Origin of the sequence: Klebsiella aerogenes, from assembly GCA_029027985.1 — a bacterium.
GTDB lineage: Bacteria > Pseudomonadota > Gammaproteobacteria > Enterobacterales > Enterobacteriaceae > Klebsiella > Klebsiella aerogenes_A.
On sequence record CP119076.1, the window covers coordinates 1,903,348 to 1,925,937 of the forward strand.

Genomic DNA, 22,590 nt, shown 5'->3' on the forward strand with positions numbered 1-22,590 from the left:
TCGAGTTAGATGCTAAAAAAAACGAAGCGGGAGAGTCGCAGGCCAGCACATTTTTTGCAAATGCGCGGTCATGCATATTTTTGGCGAAATGCCAGGGAAGATGTTAGTAGGGGGGAGAGCAAAAAAATGCACCTGCACGTAACCAGACCCACAGTGCAGGTGAAAGGTGGGTCTACATCGGAAGTCGTCAGTATACATATTTGTATGACAAATAAAACAAAGCAATTCTCAAATGTTATACAATTAATGCGGTTTTGTGGCTGGTTGATGAGGTTATTCAGCTAATTGTTAAATATTGAACTGAATCGGTAGGCTGAGACATCACAAGGAATTATTCCGGGACGATAAGCGTCGGATACAGCAACGATTCCAGGTAGCTGACCAGTACCCATATCTCGTCGCTGAAAATAAACCACAGGGCACTACTTAAAATAAGCAGAATAACCAGTAGTAAAAAAATTTCAGTTTTGCTCATAATGTCAATGGCCAACTTAAACCAATTATCAACAGGCCACGATATTAACCAAAGCACGAGCAGATGCAAACGCCGTTATATAAAACAGCGCTTTTTTTAGTAATAAGACGTTAATATTTACGCTGGAGTCATCAGATTGGCCACCTGTACGGCCATATCATCCATTAATTGAAAACGACGGCGGTATTCCGCGCGTTTTTTACTGGCGATACTGCCAATCGATTTTCTTTCCAGACGTAGCGGCAATCGCCAGCGATAGAGGCTGTCCGGAACGCCTTCGATAGACTGCCAGAATTCATCATAACTGGCGTGGAAATGACGGCCTTTGCTTAACCGGTAGCGCAGGGCGCGGAACACATGGCCATTATCACTGACGCCGTAAACCGCCTGAATAGGGCTTTGTGCGGCTAGTAGCCAGATGAATTCAAGCAGCAGACGTTTGGGGAACAGGCCATAACAGGCGCGAGTCGCTTGTTTAATCACGTCGTGTGAGACATGACGCCGCGGTCCCTGCAACCCTCCGATGACGACTTGCCACTGATCCTGATGACGGACAACGCTAAACGTCACGCTAGCCAGCAGCTGGCGATCGGCATCGCGTAGCCATAGGGTGGTTTCACCTTCTCGTTCGGCTTTTCCTGCGGATGATGCCGAAAGCGTGAAGGCCGCGTCATCTTTGCCATGTAGCGTCAGCAGCGGCAGTTCCGTGGCTGATACCATCGCCGCCGCCAGGCGATTGCCCGCCAACGTGTCGATGTACTGATAATGGCTGATGATGGCCTGCGAACGTTGGCGAGCGTTGAGATCGCGCGTCAGATACTGGCGATGGGCCTTGCCTGGCAGTGTGACCTGCGCCGCCAGCAACTGGCGGAAATCAGCGCGTGCGGAGAGGCTATCCAGCATATCGCGCGTTGGCTTATAGAACAGCGCCGTACGCAGCAGGAATTTGAGCCGATAGCTGCGCTTTTGCCAGATAGGCGCAGGTGTGATGCGCCCCGTAACCAGATCGGCTATGAGATTTGAACGTTGCTGAAGTGTGCAGGGTGATTGCAGGCTATTGTCCGTCACGATGTAATACCTCGTCGTTATTTGATCTCTATTTTAAGGATCTCGCGGGACAAGCTTAATGGTTCGCCAGACTATATTTCCGCCTTGTTTAGCGTTGATTGAGGTGTGAATTTAAGTCCCTTCACCGCCAGTAATATTTTCTATAATTAACCTGTGAGGTGAAATATGTATCAGCGAATGGAAGGTAGCGTCTGGCGTAATATCTGGCTGGTGGGCGATCTACATGGTTGTTTTGGTTTATTAATGTCGCAATTGCGGCAGTTGAAATTTGACCCATGGCAGGATCTGCTTATTTCAGTCGGCGATTTGATCGATCGCGGGCCGCAGAGTGTGGATTGTCTGGGTCTGCTACGCTGCCGCTGGTTCAACGCGGTGCGCGGCAACCACGAACAGATGGCGTTGGATGCGCTGGCGGGCGGGGAGATGGCGCTGTGGATGATGAACGGCGGCGACTGGTATCAGAGCAGCTCGCGTGAGCGGAAACGGCTGGCGGATGCGCTGTTTGTCCGTTGTGCTGAACTGCCGCTGATTATTGAACTCCATTGTGGGGAGGTTACCCACGTGATTGCCCATGCCGATTATCCAGCTAATGCTTATCGCTGGCAGTTGCCGGTGGATGAACATCAGGTGCTGTGGCGTCGTCAGCGTCTGACCGATCATCTGGCGGGGAGACACGGCGCGATAACCGGAGCGGATCATTTCTGGTTTGGGCATACGCCGCTTAAACGTCGTTACGACAGTGACAACCAGCACTACATTGATACCGGCGCGGTATTTGGCGGCGAACTGACGTTGGTGCAGTTACAGTCGGCGGCTTAAAAATCGCTATATTCAGTCGCCGGACGCCAAAATCCATCGATAAAATCTTCCACCGGAAAACAGCCGCCCTGGCGAATGCGTTGATCGTCCATGGCGACCAGGCATTGCCGTTCGTTATCGTAGATATCCACTACGATGTCTTCGCAACCGCCGTCCAGATAGCAAATGAATAACACTAAGGCGAACATCCTGCCCTCATTAGCGAATGAACATAGCGTTAAGTGTAGGGGAAGTTAGCGCAGCGAGGGAGGGATATAAATAACCCGTCTCAGGCGACGGGTTCATTTGAGTCAGGCAAGGCGCATGACCCAGGCATCAGTGTGGCGGTCGTAGTGTTTGCGGTAGAGGACGGAATGTTCACCATTGAGGATGGCGGGAACGCTGGTTTCGGCATCCCAACCATCCAGCTGCATACATAAGTCAGGATCGGATTTACAAGGAATGCTTAACGTTCGCTCACCTTGTGATTCGCCGTGCAGCTCGGCGTCGTCTATTTCAAACGCGCCGATTCGTACGTTAGTCTTACTCATCATTCACCCCGTTTGTCTGCTGAGTTGTGGTACGACCAGTTAGGCCGTCATTTTTCAGCGTAGACAACGGGGAGCAAATCGCCAATCAAAAAGTGCGCTTTTTCTGCCTGCCGTCACGCCTTGCCAGCAAAAAGTTTACCGTCACGCACCAGTTCGCGGGGGTAGCTGTTTTTCAGACGGGAACCCACGCGTTTGGCGAGACCGAGCGGAATGCCCTGGAAGGTGACGATAGCATCATCCTGCTGCGGCGGCGCGTCCGGATAGACATCGCGCCCGCGATACCACTCTTCCGCTTCCGCCAGGGTGAGCTCAAAGGGCGTCTGCGGTGCGGCCAGCGCGATCACTGCTTCATGTTGCCAGCGGTAGCCTTTGTTATGTGTTTCGGCGAGACGAATGCCAATACGGGAGAACCGCACCTGGCCGATCAGCGCTTCCAGGGCTTGCGGGAACAGCCAGATCTCTTTATCGCGCTGCCAGAGGTGGAGATGTTCTCCCCACTGTAGGCCGACGGCGTTAGCGGCGGCGGTCGCTGCGGCAGCTTCACGCCCCTTCATCGGCGCGAACGGGAACTTGCCCACTTTGTAACCCGGTGTTGGCAGCGGATCGATAGCGGCCGTTTTACGCAGGCGGGCGACGAAGAAGCCTTCACAGTCAAAAATCTGCGGGAACACATGCAGAAAGCCTTCGTCGGTAAGGGCCTCTTGCGCCTGAGGGAATAGCGACCCCAATGGCTGTACTTCCACCGCATGCGGGTAGGTTTGCCGCAGCCAGTTGACGACCTCTTCGTTTTCTTCGCGGTTAAGCGTACAGGTAGAGTAGACCAGAGTTCCGCCGGGACGCAGAGCGTGGAAAGCGCTGTCAATCAGCTCGCGTTGGGTGGCGGCAATCTCCAGATTACTTTCCGGCGACCAGTTTTTTAGCGCGTCGGGATCTTTACGCACAACACCTTCGCCGGAGCAGGGGGCGTCGAGTAAAATCGCGCCAAAACACTCCGGCAGCGCCGCGCCGAACACGCGTCCGTCGAAGTGGGTGAGAGCGACGTTGCTGATGCCGCAGCGGCTGATATTGGCATGGAGCACTTTGACGCGGCTGGCGGAAAATTCATTGGCCAGGATCCCGCCCCGATTCCCCATGCGGGCGGCAATCTGCGTGGTTTTGGAGCCCGGCGCGGCGGCGACATCCATCACCCGCTCAGGCATTTCGCCATCGGCGAACAGTGCGGCTACCGGCAGCATTGAACTGGCTTCCTGAATATAAAATAGCCCGCTCAGGTGTTCTGCCGTACTGCCCAGTGGCAGGGTGTCTTCATCATCACGCTCAATCCAGAAGCCCTCGGCGCACCACGGCACCGGCGTTAGCTGCCAACCATATGGCGCGACCCGTTGCAGAAAATCAGCAACCGTTATCTTCAATGTATTGACGCGGATGCTGCGGCGCAGCGGGCGCTGGCAGGCGGCGATAAAGTCATCGAAGGAGAGATGCGTCGGCATGGCCGCGCGCATTTGAGCGAGGAAGGGTTCTGGAAGATAGACAGCGTTTTGAGCCACGGGAGCGCACCACAAGAAAAAAGGGTGCGCAGTTTAGCATAACGCCCCGGTGCGGGACACCGGGGCGTTATGTGTTGTCAGGGGGTTAATTCGGCAACGCGGTACCCCAATCGCGCCACTCTTTTGGCTCGCTTTCCAGCAGCAGGAAGTGTTTACCATCCTGCGCTTTCGGCGCCAGCGGCGTTCCTGGCGGCGTAGCGAAGGCGATACCGCCACGAATGAACTGATTGAAGGTACCGGTTTTCACTACCCCGCCAATCAGGCCGAAGTCGAGACTATAGCCGGAAGCCAGCCAGAACACCGAGTTATTACGTACCAGGTATTGGTAACGCTTACTAATGCGCAGCTTAACCATCACGCGATCGGACATCGAACCGAGCGTCAGTCCGGTCACCGTGCCAACTTCCAGGCCGCGGAAGAGTACCGGTGTACCAATACCCAGCGAACCGGCTTCTGGTACCTCGACGATAATGCTCAGGCCATCGATGTAGCGCGAATCGCTGATCGTCGTCTCCTGAATCTCAAAGTCGCGACGCGGCGAGCCGCGGCCGGGTTCGACGTTGATATACGGCTGGAAAATGGTATCCAGGTGCTCGACGCCAGCGGCGGATATCTGCGGCGTAATGACGGAGAAACGGGTACCGCCGCGGGCGAAGGTGCCGACATACTCCGGATAGAGCACTGCTTTCGCCTGTACTTCGTTCTTCGCCGTCATCAGCTCCAACGACTGGATCTGGCCGATGGTAATGCCGAGATAGCGGATGGGCATTCCCGCTGCCATTTTACCGGCGTCGAAAGCGTGCAGCGTGATTTGACCGCCAACTGCGCGAGCGGCGGTTTCGGAGGCGTACAGGATACGTTTATTGTTCAGGCGCGTGTTGGCGCTGCTGCTGGTGAGATTGTCAAAACTGATAGCGCCTTTCAGGGCGCGGGCCAGCGGTGAAGCCTGTACGGTTAAACCGTTGCCGTCGAGCTGTACTTTCGCCCCGCCTTCCGCCCAGAAGACGCTATTGTTGGTTAGCAGGTGGCGGTACTCCGGCTTGATATGCAGGTCAATATCGAAAGCATTGCTGCGCGGCTTCACGGAAATAATCTCGCCGACGGCGAATTTCCGATACAGCACCACAGAACCGGCCTGTACGTCTGGCAGGGTCTCCGCGGTGAGGCTGAGCGTGGTGGTTGGGACATCGCTGAGACTATTTTCCTCGGCTTTCTCAAGATTGGCATACAGTGGATAGCGGCTCTGAATTTCACCTTTTTCACCCGGCAGTATGCGGATCCCGCCATCTACCCATTCGCTGGCGCTGGCGCCCAGCACCTGCACGCCATCCAGCCCGACTTTGACATCAAGGCGGCTGTTGACGACGAATTTGCTGTCGCCGCGAACCAGATTACGATACTCCGGCGAAATAGCGACCTGGAAGGTGACGCCTTGCGCCGTCAACTTACGCTCCAGTACCTGGCCGACTTTTACCCCATGCAGCACCAGCGGTTGGCCGGCATCGATACCGTAACTCTCCGGCGCCGAGAGTGTGACGGTGGCGACGTTTGGCTCCTCCAGCAGCGCTTTATCGGCCGGCATGACCGTGAAGTGGTTACGCGGTTCGCCTTCGCCAGGCACCAGTTCAAAGGTATTGCCGGTGAGTAGGGCGCTCACGCTCGGATTATCCAGCGAGATTTTCGGCTTTTTCATTTGAATCAGCGTCTTATCACGCAGCAGCGTGACCACGCTCGGATCGACGGTCATCTCGCCGGTGACGTTGCCGCCAGGGTTGAGATTCAACCGGGTTAACTGACCGACTTCCAGCCCCTGATACATCAGCGGCGTAGAGCCTGCTTTCAACCCGTCACCGTCGGGCAGGTCCAGTGTCACCAGCACGCCGCGCTGGCTGTGCGCTAAATCCTCGTACAAATTGTACTCGTCATTTTGCGTCGCCGTTTTTGAGTCATCCGGCGAGTCAAAGGCGATGGCGCCGTTAACCAGGGCAGAAAGATTTTCTAATTGCACTTTCGCGCCGCTGAGGCTGACGTCCGCTTTGATACCGGAGACGTTCCAGAAACGGCTGCCTTTTTTCACCAGATTGGTGAAACGACGTTCGATTAAGACATCGATCGTCACCCCCTGGTTGTTGGCGTTAAGGGTATAGTCATACACCCGACCCACTGGGATCTTGCGGAAATAGACCAGCGACCCGCTACTCAGTGAACCGAGGTCGGGAGCCTGCAGGTGAATCATCAGTTCGCCATTGTTGATGCGGTATTTCGGCTGAGTATCAAGGGCGACGAAATGATCTTCCGGTTCGCCTTTACCCGGCATCATGCCGATATAGTTGCCGCCGACCAGCGCATCCAACCCGGAAACCCCGGCCAGAGACGCTTTAGGCGTGACCAGCCAGAATTGAGTATCCTTGCGCAGGGCGTCTTTCATATCGCTCTTCACGCTGGCGGACACCTCGATCTTGTTCAGATCTTTACTCAGCGAGATATCTTGTACCGTGCCGACTTCCACCCCCTGATAGCGGATAGGCGTGCGCCCCGGAACAATGCCGTTCGCGGACTGGAAATCGATGGTGATGGTCGTTCCCCGGCCTTCGAAGCTGGTCCAGATGAGCCATGCGGCAATCATTAGCGCAATGACCGGCAGCAGCCAAAAAGGCGAGATGCGACGTTTCGTTTTTATTTTGGCTTCAGTCGGCGAAGCGGGCGTTTCCTGACTCATGAGCGTCCCAAAGTAAGCGGCTGTCCAGCCATTCAACTGCAAGGATAGTTAAAATTACCGCGCCACCGAAATAAACCGCCGCTGGCCCCATGGTAAAGGCGAGGAGCTGATCGCGGTTTATCAGCGACATAGTTAATGAGATAACAAAAAGATCCAACATCGACCAGCGGCCGATCCAGGTAATCAGCCGCAGCAGCAGGATGCGGGTACGCAACCCCTGTTCGCACTTGAATTGTATGCTGACCAGTAGGGTAAATAACACTATAACTTTGGTGAATGGTACCAAAATACTGGCGATAAACACCACGCCGGCGATGGCGACATTACTGTTAGCCAGTGAAATGATCCCTGACAAAATAGTATCGTCCTGACGCGCGCCGTTGACGTAGATTATCGAGATCGGCAGCAGGTTGGCTGGAAGCAGAAAAACAATTGACGCCAGCAAGGCCGCCCAACTGCGCTGCAGGCTTTGCGGCCGTCGATGATGCAGGGGAGAGTGGCAACGGCGGCAGCGGCCGCGGGGATCGCGATAGCCGGTATAGTGGCAGCCGGTGCAGACCTGAAGGTTGTTATCGTAGCGCATCGCCGGGCGTTCGGGGTAAAAACGCTCCCACAGTTCTTCGACGTTCATATGAATTAGCGTCAGGATGCTCAACAGCGTCAGGGAGATAAAAGCGATCAGACCGATACCGGGTTGCAGGAAAGCGTAATCCTGGACTTTAATCGAGGCGACGCCGATACCGACCAGGTAGATATCCAGCATGACCCACTCTTTAAGTTTGCCGAGCATCAGCAGAACCGGGCGCAGGTTCATTCCCAGCACGTTGCCAAGCCAGAGGTAGGCGATTGAGACCACTAATAGCACCGGCGCGACGACCGCGCAGAAGAGCACCATGGCGGCGGTAATCGGGTCGCCCTGGTTCGTCATCTGCCAGATCCCCTGCAGGACATTAGCGTCGATGCGCACACCCAGCAGATGCAAACGCAGCAGCGGCTCGCTCCAGGCGAACGGCATCAGCAGCATCATCGTAAACGCCATACTGGCGAGTCGGGAAAGAGACCAGTCGCGGCCATCGCGAACCTTCGCGTTGCAGCGGGGACACCAGGCGCACTGATCTCTTTTCACAACCGGTATACGGAAAAGCATGTCACACTGCGCGCAGCGCTGATAGTGCGCATGCGGCGTTGGCGAACTGACCGAATGAACGGTAATCTTCTTTGTCGGCGTAATTTGTGGTGTTTTTATCAGCATTTATTACGTACAGGAATGAATGTATCCCACTATATTAACCCAGGAATGAATTCATCTTGAGCCCGAGCGCATTTAATGCTTATTTTAGTAGACTCTGCAGATGAGATAGTAAGACAACTAAGTGATTAAAAAATGAACAAGACAGAATTCTACGCGGATCTGAACCGCGATTTTCAGGCGCTAATGGCAGGCGAAACCAGTTTTCTGGCAATGATCTCGAATACCAGCGCGTTGCTGTTTGAGCGCCTGGAGGAAGTCAACTGGGCCGGTTTTTATCTGCTGGAAGGCGACACGCTGGTGCTGGGGCCGTTCCAGGGCAAGCTGGCTTGCGTGCGTATTCCGGTGGGGCGAGGCGTTTGCGGCTCCGCTGTGGCGCAGAATCGCGCCCAGCGCGTGGAAGATGTGCATGCGTTTGACGGCCATATTGCCTGTGATGCCGCCAGCAATTCGGAAATCGTCTTTCCATTGCAGGTGAATAATCAGATTATCGGCGTTCTTGATATCGACAGCACGGCGTTTTCCCGCTTCACGGCGGAAGATGAACAGGGGCTGGCAGAGCTTGTCGCGCGCCTTGAAACGCTTATCGCGGCGACCGATTATCAAAAAATCTTTACCCGCGTCGCAGGATAATCAACGGATAACGTAGCATTTAGCGATGACGTCATTATAATGACGCCTGTTCATGCCTGCGGCTTGTTGGCTACGTCCGTTGTAATCAGGAAATTTCATGGAAAATCAACCTAAGTTGAATAGCAGTAAAGAAGTAATCGCGTTTCTGGCCGAACGTTTTCCTCAGTGTTTCAGCGCTGAAGGCGAAGCGCGCCCCCTGAAAATCGGTATTTTTCAGGATCTTGTAGAGCGAGTGGGTGGTGAGATGAATCTCAGCAAAACCCAACTTCGCGCTGCCTTACGTCTTTATACTTCGAGCTGGCGTTATCTGTACGGCGTGAAAGCGGGGGCGATTCGCGTTGACCTCGACGGCAACCCGTGCGGCGAACTGGAAGAGCAACACGTTGCTCACGCCCGTCAGCAGCTCGAAGAAGCCAAAGCTCGCGTTCAGGCGCAGCGCGCCAGCCAGCAGGCTAAGAAGCGCGAAGCCGCAGCAGCAGGCCAGCAGGAAGAAGGGGCACGCCGTGAGCGTAAACCGCGTCCTCAGCCGCAGGCTCGCCGTAAAGAAGGTACTGAACAGCGTAAGCCGCGTCCTGCCGCCGCCAACAAAGCACCGCGTGAAGAGCAGCGTCTCACTCCGGTGTCTGACGTCTCTGTATTAAGCGTCGGTCAGGCCCTGAAAGTGAAAGCAGGCAACAACGCAATGGACGCCACCGTTGTGGAAATCACCAAAGATGGCGTTCGTGTACAGCTGACTTCTGGTATGTCAATGATTGTACGCGCAGAACACCTGGTGTTCTGAAACGGAGGCCGGGCCAGGCATGAACAAACTTTTTAAGCTCACCGCGCTTGCGGGCCTGCTAGCAATAGCAGGCCACGCGTTCGCCGTGGACGATATCACCCGAGTCGATCAAATTCCCGTGCTGAAAGAAGAGCCGCAGCAGGCGACGGTGAGCGAGCGCGTTACTTCGCGCTTTACCCGTTCCCATTATCGGCAGTTTGATCTCGACAACGCCTTTTCGGCAAAAATTTTCGACCGCTATCTGAATCTGCTGGACTACAGCCATAACGTGCTGTTGGCCAGCGATGTCGCTCAGTTTGCGGCGCAAAAGAATAAAATCGGCGATGAGCTGCGCAGCGGTAAGCTGGACGTTTTCTACGACCTGTACAACCTTGCGCAAAAGCGTCGCTTTGAGCGTTACCAGTATGCTCTCAAGGTACTGGATCGTCCGATGAACTTTACCGGCAACGATAACTTCAACCTCGATCGCAGTAAAGCGCCGTGGCCGAAGGACGAAGCCGAGCTTAACGCCCTGTGGGATGCGAAGGTGAAGTTCGATCAGCTCAGCCTGAAGCTGGCGGGTAAAGACGATAAAGACATTCGCGACACCCTGACTCGTCGCTACAAGTTCGCGATTCGTCGCCTGGCCCAAACCAACAGTGAAGACGTCTTCTCACTGGCGATGACCTCCTTCGCGCGCGAAATCGACCCGCATACCAACTATCTCTCTCCGCGCAACACCGAACAGTTCAATACCGAAATGAGCTTGTCTCTGGAAGGTATCGGCGCGGTGCTGCAGATGGACGACGACTATACGGTGATCAATTCACTGGTTGCCGGCGGTCCGGCGGCGAAGAGCAAAGCGATTGCCGTCGGCGACCGTATTGTCGGCGTCGGCCAGCCGGGTAAGAGCATGGTGGATGTGATCGGCTGGCGACTGGATGATGTCGTCGCGCTGATTAAAGGACCGAAGGGCAGTAAAGTGCGCCTTGAAGTTCTGCCCGCAGGCAAAGGGGCGAAGACCCGAATTGTCACGCTGACCCGCGAGCGTATTCGTCTTGAAGACCGCGCGGTGAAGATGTCGGTGAAAACCGTCGGTAAAGACAAAGTCGGTGTGCTGGATATCCCTGGCTTCTACGTTGGCCTGACCGATGACGTCAAGGTTCAGTTGCAGAAGTTGGAAAAACAAAACGTCAGCAGCATTGTTATCGATCTGCGTAGCAACGGCGGCGGGGCGCTGACCGAGGCGGTTTCGCTCTCCGGTCTGTTTATCCCATCCGGTCCGGTCGTGCAGGTGCGTGATAACAACGGTAAGGTCCGCGAAGACAGCGACACCGATGGCGTGGTCTACTACAAAGGCCCGCTGGTGGTCTTAGTCGATCGCTTCAGCGCCTCGGCATCGGAAATCTTTGCCGCTGCGATGCAGGATTATGGTCGTGCGCTGATCGTCGGTGAACCGACCTTCGGCAAAGGCACGGTCCAGCAGTATCGTTCGTTGAACCGCATCTACGATCAGATGCTACGTCCAGAGTGGCCAGCGTTGGGCTCCGTACAGTACACCATTCAGAAGTTCTACCGCATTAATGGCGGCAGTACCCAGCGTAAAGGCGTTACGCCGGATATCATGATGCCGACCGGTAAAGAAGATCGTGATACTGGTGAGAAGTATGAAGATAACGCACTGCCGTGGGATAGCATCGACCCGGCGACCTACGTGAAGTCCGGCGATCTGAAACCGTTCGAACCTGAACTGCTCAAGCGCCATGAAGACCGTATCGCTAAAGATCCGGAATTCCAGTACATCATGAAGGATATCGCCCGCTTTAACGCGATGAAAGACAAGCGCAACATCGTTTCTCTCAACTACGCGCAGCGTGAAAAAGAGAACGAGGAAGACGATGCTATTCGTCTGGCGCGAGTGAACGATCGCCTGAAACGCGAAGGTAAACCGTTGCTGAAGAAGATCGACGATCTGCCGAAGGATTATCAGGAGCCGGATCCGTATCTTGATGAAACTGTGCATATTGCGATCGACCTGGCTCAGCAGGAAAAAAATCAACCGCGGTTGAGCCACCGGTGAGCAAATAACTCCTCAACGGGCACAAGTGATTGTGCCCGTTTCACTTTCTCCTTTTCGACGTTCTGTCGACGTTATTCAACAAAAATGTCAGCGCCCGTTTAGGGTGTCAGCGATATGCTACAAAATGTAAAGTTGTGTCTTTCTCGTGACTTAGCGGGGGCTGATAGTTGAAAATCAGCATCTGACCCATACGATATGGGGTATCGCATAGTGCGTTTTGTTAAATCGAGGTAAAAAGAATATTATGATGCGAATCGCGCTTTTTCTGCTGACTAACCTGGCAGTCATGGTGGTGTTCGGGCTGGTGCTAAGCCTGACGGGGATCCAGTCAAGTAGTATGACTGGCCTGCTGATCATGGCGCTGTTGTTTGGTTTCGGTGGCTCGATCGTTTCGCTATTGATGTCGAAATGGATGGCGCTGAAGTCAGTTGGCGGGGAAGTTATCGAACAGCCGCGTAACGAAACGGAACGCTGGCTGATGAATACCGTCGCGCAGCAAGCGCAACAGGCGGGTATTGGCATGCCGCAGGTGGCGATTTATCACGCCCCTGATATTAACGCCTTCGCCACTGGCGCGCGCCGTGATGCTTCACTGGTCGCCGTCAGTACCGGTCTGCTGCAGAATATGAGCCGCGACGAAGCGGAAGCGGTTATTGCCCACGAAATCAGTCACATCGCCAACGGCGATATGGTGACCATGACGCTGATTCAGGGGGTAGTGAACACGTTCGTGATCTTCATTTCCCGCGTTATCGCGCAGATTGCTGCCGGTTTCCTCGGCGGCAACCGTGAAGATGAAGGTGAAAGCAGCAACGGTAATCCGCTGATTTACTTTGCCGTCGCTACCGTGCTGGAATTGGTGTTCGGTATTCTGGCCAGCATCATTACCATGTGGTTCTCGCGCTACCGTGAATTCCACGCTGATGCCGGTTCCGCCAAACTGGTTGGCCGCGAAAAAATGATCGCCGCGCTGCAGCGTTTGAAAACCAGCTACGAGCCGCAGGAAGCCAGCAGCATGATGGCGTTTTGCATCAACGGTAAAGCGAAGTCTATGAGTGAACTGTTCATGACTCACCCGCCGTTGGATAAACGTATTGAGGCGCTGCGCAGCGGAGAGTACCTGAAGTAAGCTGGCGTCAGATGCTGAAAATAAAAATCCGCGGCTTTTGCGCCGCGGATTTTTTTTGCCGTTTATCAGGCGGCGCGCGGTTGGGTTACCCGCAGCCCGCTGATGGCGGCGGCGACAACCGCCAGGGTGCCGGCCAACAGTAGTGAAGTATGGGTGCCGCTATCGCCCAACAGGTTAAACAGCAGGGCGACCAGCGCCGCGCCGGTGCTTTGTCCAAGCAGTCGCGCTGTGCCCAGCATACCGCTGGCGCCGCCGCTGCGATGTCCGGGGGCGGAAGAGACGATGGTGTGGTTATTCGGTGACTGGAACAACCCGAAACCTGCACCGCACAGCGCCATACGCCAGATGATATCGAGATCGGAAGGCGAGGATGGCAATAGCGCGAGACCAAACAGACCGCAAGCCATAATCAGCAGCCCCATTGCCCCCAGCAGACCCGCGTGAACCTTTTCAATCAGATAGCCCGCCAACGGCGCCATCACCATGGTGGCCAACGGCCACGGCGTTAACAGCAACCCGGTTTCTACTTCACTGCGCCCGATGACGGTTTGCAGGAAGAAGGGGAGGGAAACCATCGCCAGCATTTGCGCGCAAAAAGAGCAAATTGAAGTGCAGATGGAGAGCGAAAACAGCGGAATGCGCAGCAAATCAACCGGCAGCAACGGAACCGGCATGCTCAGTTGTCGGCGAACAAAGAAAAAGCCGATGATCAGCATGGCGATGATTTCCGTCAGCACCAGATAGCCGGATTGCCCTTGAGCAAAACCGCCGAGGGCGGTGATCAGTAGCCCGAAGGTTAAGGCGTTCATGATGGCGCTTGGCAGATCGAAGCGGGTAATTTTGCTCGCGGTGTTGTTCGGCGGCAAAAAGCGCATGGCGAGGAAAATGGAAATGATACCCAGCGGTATGTTAATCAAAAACAACCACTGCCAGGAAGCGAGTGAAAGGATGGCGGCGGCTATGGTCGGCCCCGCAGCGGAAGAAACGGCAACAACGAACGAGTTGATACCCATCCCGCGGCCTAGCTGTCTTTTCGGATAGATAAGGCGGATTAGCGCGGTGTTCACGCTCATCAGCGCCGCACCGCCCAACCCCTGTGCGACGCGCGCCAGCGTCAGCATCTCCAGGCTGCGGGAGAGCGCGCAAATCAGCGACGTGATGGTAAATACCACCAAACCGATTTTATAGATCCGTCGATAGCCAACCATATCACCAAGAAACGACAGCGGCAGCAGGGCTATCACAATAGCGATTTGATAGGCGTTAACTATCCAGATTGAAGACGCCGGCGAGGCATTAAGGTCGGTGGCAATAGTCGGCAGGGCGACATTGGCGATCGCGCCGTCGAGAACGGCCATCGTCAGGCCTAAAACAATTGTCAGAATGGCACCATAGCGCTGCGGTGCCGGCAGGCCATCGAAAAGCTTTTTATCCATGTGAAATTGATGTCTTTGAGGGAAACTATTTTCTGATTAATGATTTTAGCATTGATTATTCAGCCGTATGTCGCAGATTTGTAACCAAGTCGCAGAACAACGATTGCGACGCTCATAATGTGAATTTATAATAAAAAACGGTTCTGAATTTTATAAAACAGTTACGATGAGGTGATCAATGGCAGCTGCAGATATGGACAAACAGCCAGATTCTGTTTCTTCAGTATTGAAAGTTTTTGGCATCCTGCAGGCATTGGGCGAAGAGCGCGAAATCGGCATTACCGAGCTGTCACAGCGCGTGATGATGTCGAAAAGTACGGTTTATCGCTTTTTACAGACCATGAAGTCACTGGGCTATGTCGCACAGGAAGGCGAGTCAGAGAAATATTCGCTGACGCTGAAGCTGTTCGAGCTTGGCGCGCGTGCGCTGCAAAATGTCGACCTGATCCGCAGTGCCGATATTCAGATGCGTGAAATTTCGCGCCTGACCAAAGAGACGATTCACCTGGGCGCGCTGGATGAAGACAGTATCGTTTATATCCACAAAATTGACTCCATGTACAACCTGCGTATGTACTCGCGCATCGGTCGCCGTAATCCGCTATACAGCACCGCGATTGGTAAAGTGCTGCTGGCGTGGCGCGATCGGGCTGAAGTTGAGCAAATTATGGAAGGGGTGGAGTATCAGCGCAGCACGGAACGAACCATTACCGATACTGGTGCGTTGTTGAGCGTGTTGGAGCAGGTGCGTGAGCAGGGCTACGGCGAAGATAACGAAGAACAAGAAGAAGGTTTGCGCTGCATCGCGGTGCCGGTGTTCGATCGTTTTGGTGTGGTGATCGCCGGCCTGAGCATCTCTTTCCCGACGCTGCGCTTCTCTGAAGAGCGTCTGCACGAGTATGTCGCGATGCTGCACGCCGCGGCGCGTAAGATTTCCGAACAAATGGGCTATAACCACTACCCGTTCTGATCATCGAACGTCACGTTTGCGGGGCGACAGCGCAGTCGAGCGCTGTCGCTCAAACGGTTTAACCCTTATCGATAACCGTCAGGCTTTTGCGCAGAATAGGACAGTTGGTGATGCCGATGATCCCGCTATCGGAATGCACATACTGTGCGGTACTGATACCCTGCGCCGTCAGGTATTTGCACTGCAGTCCCAACCCGCCGGCATTTTGATTGCTGCCAATTAATACGCCATAACCGCTTAATAAAACGCCAATCCAGACGATCGCCAGTATGACAATAGAGCGAATAATCAATCGCATTGTTGCCTCGTTATTTGTATGATCCTGACGTTTATTCTGGCATGAACATTATTTGATACAAGTCTATGATTCCTAAACTTGCCTTTCGTATTACAGTTAGCCGCGGTTTAAGAAGGCCGTGTTATCCTGGCAACATCTGATCATGGTACGGAGAGTGGAGTGAAAAAATTACGCTGGGTTTTGCTGATTGTTGTCATAGCAGGCTGTTTATTGCTGTGGACTCAGATGCTTAACGTAATGTGCGATCAGGATGTGCAATTTTTCAGCGGTATTTGCGCTATCAACAAATTCATTCCCTGGTAAGACATTTTTAGGCTGACCGATTCTCTTCCGCCGCGCGGGTGGTAGAATGAACGCCTTCTCTTTGAGGTGGTGAAATGAGTGAGTTATTAAATCCTGGGATCGTAAACCTGGCGTCTCTGGCGCTTTCCATCGTACTGCTGCTCGTCGGCCTGTTGCTGTGGTTCTTCGTGAATCGCGCCAGTTCGCGTGCCAATGAGCAAATTGAGCTGCTGCAGGCGCTGCTGGATCAGCAAAAGCGGCAGAATGCGCTGCTGCGTCGTCTCTGCGAAGCGAACGAACCGGAGCAGGAAGACGTTGTTGAGCCTTCAGCGGCTGAGAAGGAGAAAAGCGACGACGATTTTATCCGTCTCGTTGCGGAACGTTAAGTTGATGAACAGGTGTGCACGTTATGTGCGCGCCTGTCGGCCACGCGGATTTCACTATAACTTATTCTTATACATACTGACCTTCAACCGGACTTATCTCCCCCGGCGTTTAATGAATTAATCGCGCTCATTTTATGTCGCATATTGAATAATCTGTTGAGCTAATCAAAAAAAGTAATAACGAAACGTTTCTATTGCCGATTGGTCATTTTTGTCATTAATGTTTCATTATTAACATGTATTCTTGCCTATATTTATACCGTAGTCGGTAAGTGGTTTAATTAACGCAACCGTGCACGGGCGAGGCGTTTTTTCTTCTCGTTTCGCTGATGCCTGCACGCATCATTATGCATATCCAGGCACTATCCCCCCTTAAATATGGCAGTTCGTATACGTACGTACCTGGACGAACAGAAGTTGTTGAGCTATGGTAAAAAAGTTGCATTTATCAGGCATACATTATTGTTTGTTTGGTAACTTTGCAAAGATAAGCCAGGGGCGGCAAAGACGCATAAATGTGCAGGCGATCAAATGATTTCCTGATGATTTGTGCGAACGATCGTGACACGTTTAAAAATGGCTTGCCATTATTTACGTTGTATGTGATAACACGTTTCGGGTTAAACGAGGTACAGTTCTGTTTATGTGTGGCATTTTCAGTAAAGAAGTCCTGAGTAAACACGTTGTCGTTGAATACCGCTTCTCTGCCGAACCTTATATTAGTGCCTCATGCAGTTATGTGTCAGTTTTATCTATGTAAGCACCTGCGGGTGAAGAAAACAGTTTAAGGAATTTTGCAAATGGCAAAGATTAAAGGTCAAGTTAAGTGGTTCAACGAGTCTAAAGGTTTTGGTTTCATTACTCCGGCTGATGGCAGCAAAGACGTGTTCGTACACTTCTCCGCTATCCAGGGTAACGGTTTCAAAACTCTGGCTGAAGGCCAGAACGTTGAGTTCGAAATTCAGGACGGCCAGAAAGGTCCGGCTGCAGTTAACGTTACTGCTATCTGATTCAAGACCACTCATCTTGTAAGAAAGCCTCGCAATAGCGGGGCTTTTTAGCATCTGTTGCAAAGTGTTTCCGATCTTTCCCTTCCGTCGCGCTTTGTTGCAAAACAACATCCTTATTAGCACTGTTTAGCAGTCTGTTTTGCTGTTTTTCTGTTAAATCAGAAGGTTGCAAAATAATGCTGGAGCTACGGTGCAAAAGAACAAAAGTAAGTCAGCCACGAATTTTCTCCCTATCCGTTTTGGATTGCTATGTGTGGTGATTTTGGGATGTCTCGGATTTTTATTGGCGAGGGTGGGGTGGCTGCAAATTGTTTCCCCGGATAATCTGGTTAAACAAGAGGATATGCGCTCGCTGCGCGAAGAACCTATCGATGTGATGCGCGGAACGATAAGCGATCGCGAAGGCCGACCGCTGGCGGTGAGCGTCCCCGTGAGCGCCATCTGGGTCGATCCGCAAACCATGCTGGAAAAGGGGGGCGTCGGCTATGGTCCGCGCTGGCAGGCCATGGCAGAAGCGTTGCATATCGACCTTATCGAACTTTCTCATCGGGTACAGGCGCATCCGCACGCTCGCTTCCTCTACCTGGCGCGCCAGGTTAACCCGGAACAGGCGGATTGGATCGATAAACTGCATTTGCCCGGCGTTTATCTTCGTGATGAGTCCCGTCGCTTTTATCCCGCCGGTCATGTGGCTGCGAATCTGCTGGGGTTTACCAACGTTGATAATCAGGGTATTGAAGGCGTTGAGAAGAGCTTTAACAAGCAACTGATGGGAACGCCGGGCCGCCGACTGGTGCGTAAAGACCGTCACGGACATGTTATTGAGAATATTACCGAGCAGGCTGCGGTTCCGGCGCACAACTTGCTGCTCAGCATTGATGAGCGCCTGCAAACGGTGACGGAAGATGCGTTGGATAACGCCGTACGCTGGAACAAAGCGGAGTCTGGCGCAGCGGTATTAATCAAGATCGATACCGGCGAGATCCTGTCGATGGCCAGCTACCCGGATTTCAACCCGAATAACCGCGACAGCGCCAAACTTGATGATTTTCGTAATCGCGCCATCAGCGATACCTTTGAGCCGGGCTCGACGGTAAAACCGCTGGTGATTATGACGGCGTTGCAGCAGGGTATCGTGCAGCCGGACAGCGTGGTCGATACCCATCCTTTCACGCTTGATGGCCACCGCATTCGCGATGTCGGCTTTTACCCTGAACTGACTTTGACGGGGATATTGCAGAAGTCGAGCGATACCGGAGTTTCGCATCTCTCGCTGGCGATGCCGGTACAGCATCTTATCGATACTTACAAAGCTTTTGGTTTTGGCGACCCGACCGGACTGGGACTGACTGGCGAAAGCTCCGGCCTGATGCCGCATCGTCGCTACTGGGGCGAGCTGGATCGCGCAACTTTCGCTTTTGGCTATGGTCTGATGGTGACGCCGCTGCAACTGGCGCATGTCTATGCGACCATCGGCGGTTACGGAATAGAGCGTCCGTTGTCGATAACCCGCATCGATCCGCCGGTTATTGGCTCGCGGGTGATGCCGGAGGCGATCGTTCATGAAGTTGAACATATGATGGAGAGCGTGGCCTTGCCAGGCGGTGGCGGCACCAAAGCAGCAGTACGTGATTATCGTATTGCGGTGAAAACCGGTACGGCGAAGAAGATTGGCCCGGACGGCAAATATATCGACAAATATGTTGCTTATACCGCTGGCGTGGCACCAGCCAGCCATCCGAAGTATGCGCTGGCCGTCGTGATAAACGACCCCAGCAACGGTAAATACTACGGTGGGGCGGTATCGGCGCCGGTGTTCAGCCAGATTATGGGCGACGTACTGCGTCTGGAAAACGTGATGCCCGATGGTATGCCGCAAGGATCTGAAAATCTTATCGTCATGCGGTAACCACGAGGAGACGGCTTCCGGCGTTGTAGCAGTGGTCTGAAAGGGCGAATAGCGCTACACTTTCGCCCTTTCAGCGACACCGGAGTCATCATGTCTTATACCTGCCCACTATGCCATGCGCCGCTTAGCCGCAGTGTAAATAGCTATATTTGCCCACAGCGGCACCAGTTCGATCTGGCAAAGGAAGGGTATGTCAATCTACTGCCGGTGCAATTCAAGCGTTCACGCGATCCGGGCGATAGCGCGGAGATGATGCAGGCGCGTCGCGCCTTCCTCGATGCCGGGTATTATCAGCCGCTACGCGAGACGATTGGCGACTATTTGCAGACTTTCGCGCCGGGTGATTTGCTGGATATCGGCTGCGGAGAGGGCTACTACACGCATGCTTTCGCTGCCGTCGCCACACGCAGCTTTGGCCTGGATGTGTCTAAGTCGGCGATCCGCGCGGCTGCCAAACGTTATCCGCAGGTTGAATTCTGCGTGGCTTCCAGCCAGCGTCTGCCGTTTGCCGATCAATCGCTGGATGCGGTGGTGCGCATTTATGCCCCCTGTAATGCTGAAGAGCTGGCGCGCGTGGTCAGAGCTGGCGGCTGGGTGATTACCGCGACGCCGGGCCCGCGCCATCTGATGGAACTGAAAGGACTGATTTATGATGAAGTCCGTCTGCATGAACAGAACCGGGAAGCGATGCCGGGCTTTACGCTGCGTCACGAGCAGCAGCTGGCTTATCCGATGGCGTTGACCGGCACGCAAGCGGAAGCATTACTGCAGATGACGCCATTTGCCTGGCGGGCGAAGCCGGAAGTGCGCGAGTCGTTGCGTCAGCAGGAAACGTTTAGCTGCCAGACCGATTTTATGATCCATTGCTGGCAGCGTGAGGCGTAAGCGCTAACCGGCGAAATGGCCCCACAGAATCTGTGCGCCAATGCCGATTAACACGATACCGCCGAGGATTTCGGCCCGTTTGCCGAGTAGCGGGCCGATATAGCGACCAAGCATAATTCCCAGCGTCGACATGGTAAAGGTGGCGCAACCGATCGCCAGCGCGGTGGCGATAATGTTGACCTGCAGGAAGGCGAGACCGACGCCGACCGCCATCGCATCAAGGCTGGTGGCGAAAGCGGTGGTCACCAGCAGCCAGAAACCGTGGCGACGTGGCGCATCGCATTCATTGTCATCGCTGCCGCGCAAACCTTCAATCACCATACGCCCGCCGAGAAACACCAGCAGAACGAAGGCAATCCAGTGGTTCCACTCCAGCACAAACTGGCTGGCCAGCATACCCAGCCCCCAACCGACCAGCGGCGTCAGGGTTTCAATCGCGCCAAAGATAAGACCGGTACGCAGCGCTTCTGAGAATTTAGGTTTATGCAGGGTGGCGCCTTTACCAATAGAAGCGGCAAACGCATCCATGGACATGCCAAAGGCAAGAAGGAGGGTGGCAGATAAATTCATGAGCGTGTCCTGACCGGGGAATATCCATATGACACATCGCTGCCCCCAGTAAACATACGCGGAGCATGAGCAAAACGTACAGCAGTGATGTATCTATGGTCTCGCCTGATTGAACGACTGCTTCAACCCGTATGTGCCACGTTTTGCAACGAGTATGTTGACACGTACATTTTCTGCCTGGCAGAAAATCGGCTACTCCCCAACGACGGGCGCAACCTTAACATATTTTGAGAAGATAAAACAATGACAGGGGAATAATATTATCGCAACCAAATGATAACGATTTTCATTTGAATGGTTAAGTGAAAGATTGGTTAAATAATATAACGGAGCGTGGTTGGTTAATATAGCCATGGCTATATATTCTGTCGCCGAGAAACGATGAGAATATAGCGCAGGCTATATTGTTAACTTATTGAGTTGAAACGAGTAATTTGTATATCCTTTCCAGATCGTCGATATTTCGTACGCGGATAAGCAGGCGTCGTTGCTCTAACTGCATGACCAGTACGCCGTCCTCGGATAAATTCATTTCTTTAATTCGCTGATATTCAATCCACACATTGGCGAAGAAAAAACCGCTTTTTTTGAACAAAATTCGCGGCGTGCGGATCCAGAACAGATATAGCCCCATTAATGCCAGCGCAGATAATAACCAGGTGATGATGATCTCGCCGTGGTTGGCGATATTGTTGTAGATAAGAATTGCCGTCAGACCGACAAAAATCATCCCGTCGACGCGCCCACGACGCAGCAGGGGGATCGACAGTAGGGTGGGGCCATTGCGGCGCGGCATGATGAATTGGTCGTAGATAGCGAAGGCTACCAGGGCGACGATAAACAGGATGAGCACCAGCTCCGTGATTGTCATTGATCCTCCAGCCAGCGCGCCAGCGTTGACCTGATGTCAGGTACACGATTTTGCGCTAAAAAAAAGCCGGGAGCAAAGCTGCCCCCGGCGTACGACGTGATAATTACTGACCCAGCAGGCCGACCGCGTAACCGGCGATACCGATGATGAAGAAGCCAACGATGATCCACAGCGGGTTAACTTTCTTACGCAGCAGCCACATACAGGCAAAGGTAAGCAGCAGCGGCACCAGACCTGGCATCAACTGGTCAAGGATGGTCTGCACGGTGGTCACGTGAACCTGTCCGTCGGATCCGGTGATTTTGGAAACCACCATCGGAATGTTCACGTGCGTCCATTTGTTAACCAACGCCCCCATGACAAACAGGCCGAGGATTGACGCCCCCTCAGTGAGTTTCTGCAGGAAGCCGCCGCCCATATCCTTAACGATATCCACGCCTTTACGGTAGCCGTATGCCACGCCATAGTAGCGGGTTAGCAGACGAACGGCGTTGAACAGGATGAAGAACAGCAGTGGGCCCAGCAGGCTGCCGCTCATCGCGATACCGGCGCCAAGCGCAGCGAATACCGGACGCACTGTACCCCAGAAGATCGGGTCGCCAACGCCTGCCAACGGCCCCATCAGACCAACTTTGATACCGTTGATCGCGCCATCGTCGATTTCCGCGCCGTTAGCACGCTGCTCTTCCATCGCCAGCGTAACGCCGAGTACCGGCGCCGCTACGTATGGGTGAGTGTTGAAGAACTCAAGGTGACGTTTAATCGCCTGCTTACGCGCATCATTGTTCTCCGGATACAGACGACGAATCGCCGGAACCATAGAGAAGCAGAAGCCCAGCGCCTGCATACGTTCGAAGTTCCATGAACCCTGGAACAGGTTAGAACGAATGAACACGCCACGAATATCACTCTGAGTGAGTTTTTTCTCGGTGGTATTTTTAGTCATATCAACCATTTCGCTCAC

22 protein-coding genes and 2 pseudogenes are annotated in these 22,590 nt (G+C 53.7%); 12 read left to right on the top strand and 12 right to left on the bottom strand.

The genetic code is table 11. The features are described from left to right. Positions 1 to 331: 331 nt before the first annotated feature. Together PYR66_09030 and PYR66_09035 are read right to left on the bottom strand one after the other, a co-directional pair. On the bottom strand, positions 332 to 475 hold the full coding sequence (locus PYR66_09030; protein WEF29827.1) for an Ecr family regulatory small membrane protein: 144 nt from the start codon (positions 473 to 475) through the stop codon (positions 332 to 334). 117 nt (positions 476 to 592) lie between these two features. Beyond that, on the bottom strand, positions 593 to 1,564 hold the full coding sequence (locus PYR66_09035; GenBank protein WEF30390.1) for a VirK/YbjX family protein: 972 nt from the start codon (positions 1,562 to 1,564) through the stop codon (positions 593 to 595). Positions 1,565 to 1,708: 144 nt separating this feature from the next. Here PYR66_09035 and pphA point away from each other — a divergent pair, with 144 nt between their 5' ends. Next, positions 1,709 to 2,362: a protein-serine/threonine phosphatase gene (gene pphA, locus PYR66_09040; GenBank protein WEF29828.1), complete on the top strand. Its 654-nt coding sequence runs from the start codon at positions 1,709 to 1,711 to the stop codon at positions 2,360 to 2,362. Here the strand turns inward: pphA and PYR66_09045 are convergent. From PYR66_09045 to yebS, 5 genes are all read right to left on the bottom strand, one after another. Further along, a complete protein-coding gene (locus PYR66_09045) occupies positions 2,359 to 2,550 on the bottom strand; it encodes a YebW family protein (GenBank protein ID WEF29829.1) in 192 nt (63 codons plus the stop codon). The genes pphA and PYR66_09045 overlap by 4 nt on opposite strands. A gap of 102 nt (positions 2,551 to 2,652) precedes the next feature. Further along, positions 2,653 to 2,892: a YebV family protein gene (locus PYR66_09050; protein ID WEF30391.1), complete on the bottom strand. Its 240-nt coding sequence runs from the start codon at positions 2,890 to 2,892 to the stop codon at positions 2,653 to 2,655. A gap of 113 nt (positions 2,893 to 3,005) precedes the next feature. Next, positions 3,006 to 4,439: a 16S rRNA (cytosine(1407)-C(5))-methyltransferase RsmF gene (rsmF, locus tag PYR66_09055; protein WEF29830.1), complete on the bottom strand. Its 1,434-nt coding sequence runs from the start codon at positions 4,437 to 4,439 to the stop codon at positions 3,006 to 3,008. A gap of 85 nt (positions 4,440 to 4,524) precedes the next feature. After that, positions 4,525 to 7,158 carry an MlaD family protein gene (locus PYR66_09060; protein WEF29831.1) on the bottom strand — a complete coding sequence of 878 codons (2,634 nt, stop codon included), beginning with the start codon at positions 7,156 to 7,158 and terminating at the stop codon, positions 4,525 to 4,527. Further along, positions 7,127 to 8,410 (bottom strand): membrane integrity lipid transport subunit YebS, encoded by a 1,284-nt coding sequence (gene yebS / locus PYR66_09065; GenBank protein ID WEF29832.1) that lies wholly within the window; start codon positions 8,408 to 8,410, stop codon positions 7,127 to 7,129. The genes PYR66_09060 and yebS overlap by 32 nt, the downstream gene beginning before the upstream one ends. 132 nt (positions 8,411 to 8,542) lie before the next feature. Here yebS and PYR66_09070 point away from each other — a divergent pair. The 4 genes and pseudogenes from PYR66_09070 to htpX all read left to right on the top strand — a co-directional run bounded on the left by PYR66_09070 (position 8,543) and on the right by htpX (position 13,009). Continuing rightward, positions 8,543 to 9,056 (top strand): annotated as a pseudogene (locus PYR66_09070) (GAF domain-containing protein). Between the two features lie 81 nt (positions 9,057 to 9,137). Further along, on the top strand, positions 9,138 to 9,821 hold the full coding sequence (gene proQ / locus PYR66_09075) for an RNA chaperone ProQ (protein ID WEF29833.1): 684 nt from the start codon (positions 9,138 to 9,140) through the stop codon (positions 9,819 to 9,821). A gap of 19 nt (positions 9,822 to 9,840) precedes the next feature. Then, positions 9,841 to 11,888, top strand: a pseudogene (gene prc / locus PYR66_09080) (carboxy terminal-processing peptidase). Positions 11,889 to 12,124: 236 nt separating this feature from the next. Further along, entirely contained in the window at positions 12,125 to 13,009 is an 885-nt protein-coding gene (htpX, locus tag PYR66_09085) for a protease HtpX (protein ID WEF29834.1), read from the top strand. Positions 13,010 to 13,074: 65 nt separating this feature from the next. On the opposite strand, the gene PYR66_09090 is transcribed toward htpX, so the two are convergent. Next, positions 13,075 to 14,445: an MFS transporter gene (locus PYR66_09090; GenBank protein WEF29835.1), complete on the bottom strand. Its 1,371-nt coding sequence runs from the start codon at positions 14,443 to 14,445 to the stop codon at positions 13,075 to 13,077. Between the two features lie 178 nt (positions 14,446 to 14,623). Here PYR66_09090 and kdgR point away from each other — a divergent pair, with 178 nt between their 5' ends. Continuing rightward, positions 14,624 to 15,415 (top strand): DNA-binding transcriptional regulator KdgR, encoded by a 792-nt coding sequence (gene kdgR, locus PYR66_09095; protein WEF29836.1) that lies wholly within the window; start codon positions 14,624 to 14,626, stop codon positions 15,413 to 15,415. A 58-nt stretch (positions 15,416 to 15,473) separates the two neighbouring features. Here the strand turns inward: kdgR and PYR66_09100 are convergent, their stop codons facing one another. Then, entirely contained in the window at positions 15,474 to 15,713 is a 240-nt protein-coding gene (locus tag PYR66_09100) for a YobH family protein (protein ID WEF29837.1), read from the bottom strand. 159 nt (positions 15,714 to 15,872) lie between these two features. Here PYR66_09100 and mgrB point away from each other — a divergent pair, with 159 nt between their 5' ends. The 6 genes from mgrB (at position 15,873) to rlmA (ending at position 20,185) form a co-directional block, all read left to right on the top strand. Then, positions 15,873 to 16,016, top strand: coding sequence for a PhoP/PhoQ regulator MgrB (gene mgrB / locus PYR66_09105; GenBank protein WEF29838.1), 144 nt, complete (start codon positions 15,873 to 15,875; stop codon positions 16,014 to 16,016). A 74-nt stretch (positions 16,017 to 16,090) separates the two neighbouring features. Then, positions 16,091 to 16,381, top strand: a complete 291-nt coding sequence (locus PYR66_09110; GenBank protein ID WEF29839.1) for a YebO family protein — start codon at positions 16,091 to 16,093, stop codon at positions 16,379 to 16,381. Between the two features lie 643 nt (positions 16,382 to 17,024). After that, complete coding sequence (locus PYR66_09115) at positions 17,025 to 17,141, top strand: DUF2627 domain-containing protein (GenBank protein WEF29840.1); 117 nt, start codon at positions 17,025 to 17,027, stop codon at positions 17,139 to 17,141. Positions 17,142 to 17,181: 40 nt separating this feature from the next. Beyond that, complete coding sequence (gene cspE, locus PYR66_09120) at positions 17,182 to 17,391, top strand: transcription antiterminator/RNA stability regulator CspE (GenBank protein ID WEF29841.1); 210 nt, start codon at positions 17,182 to 17,184, stop codon at positions 17,389 to 17,391. A 190-nt stretch (positions 17,392 to 17,581) separates the two neighbouring features. Then, a complete protein-coding gene (gene ftsI, locus PYR66_09125) occupies positions 17,582 to 19,300 on the top strand; it encodes a peptidoglycan glycosyltransferase FtsI (GenBank protein WEF29842.1) in 1,719 nt (572 codons plus the stop codon). Positions 19,301 to 19,390: 90 nt separating this feature from the next. Further along, entirely contained in the window at positions 19,391 to 20,185 is a 795-nt protein-coding gene (rlmA, locus tag PYR66_09130) for a 23S rRNA (guanine(745)-N(1))-methyltransferase (protein WEF29843.1), read from the top strand. Between the two features lie 3 nt (positions 20,186 to 20,188). Here rlmA and mntP read toward each other — a convergent pair whose 3' ends face one another. From mntP to PYR66_09145, 3 genes are all read right to left on the bottom strand, one after another. Continuing rightward, positions 20,189 to 20,755: a manganese efflux pump MntP gene (gene mntP, locus PYR66_09135; GenBank protein WEF29844.1), complete on the bottom strand. Its 567-nt coding sequence runs from the start codon at positions 20,753 to 20,755 to the stop codon at positions 20,189 to 20,191. 412 nt (positions 20,756 to 21,167) lie between these two features. Next, positions 21,168 to 21,626, bottom strand: a complete 459-nt coding sequence (locus PYR66_09140) for a DUF986 family protein (protein ID WEF29845.1) — start codon at positions 21,624 to 21,626, stop codon at positions 21,168 to 21,170. 103 nt (positions 21,627 to 21,729) lie between these two features. Continuing rightward, on the bottom strand, positions 21,730 to 22,581 hold the full coding sequence (locus PYR66_09145) for a PTS mannose transporter subunit IID (GenBank protein WEF29846.1): 852 nt from the start codon (positions 22,579 to 22,581) through the stop codon (positions 21,730 to 21,732). Positions 22,582 to 22,590 lie beyond the last annotated feature (9 nt).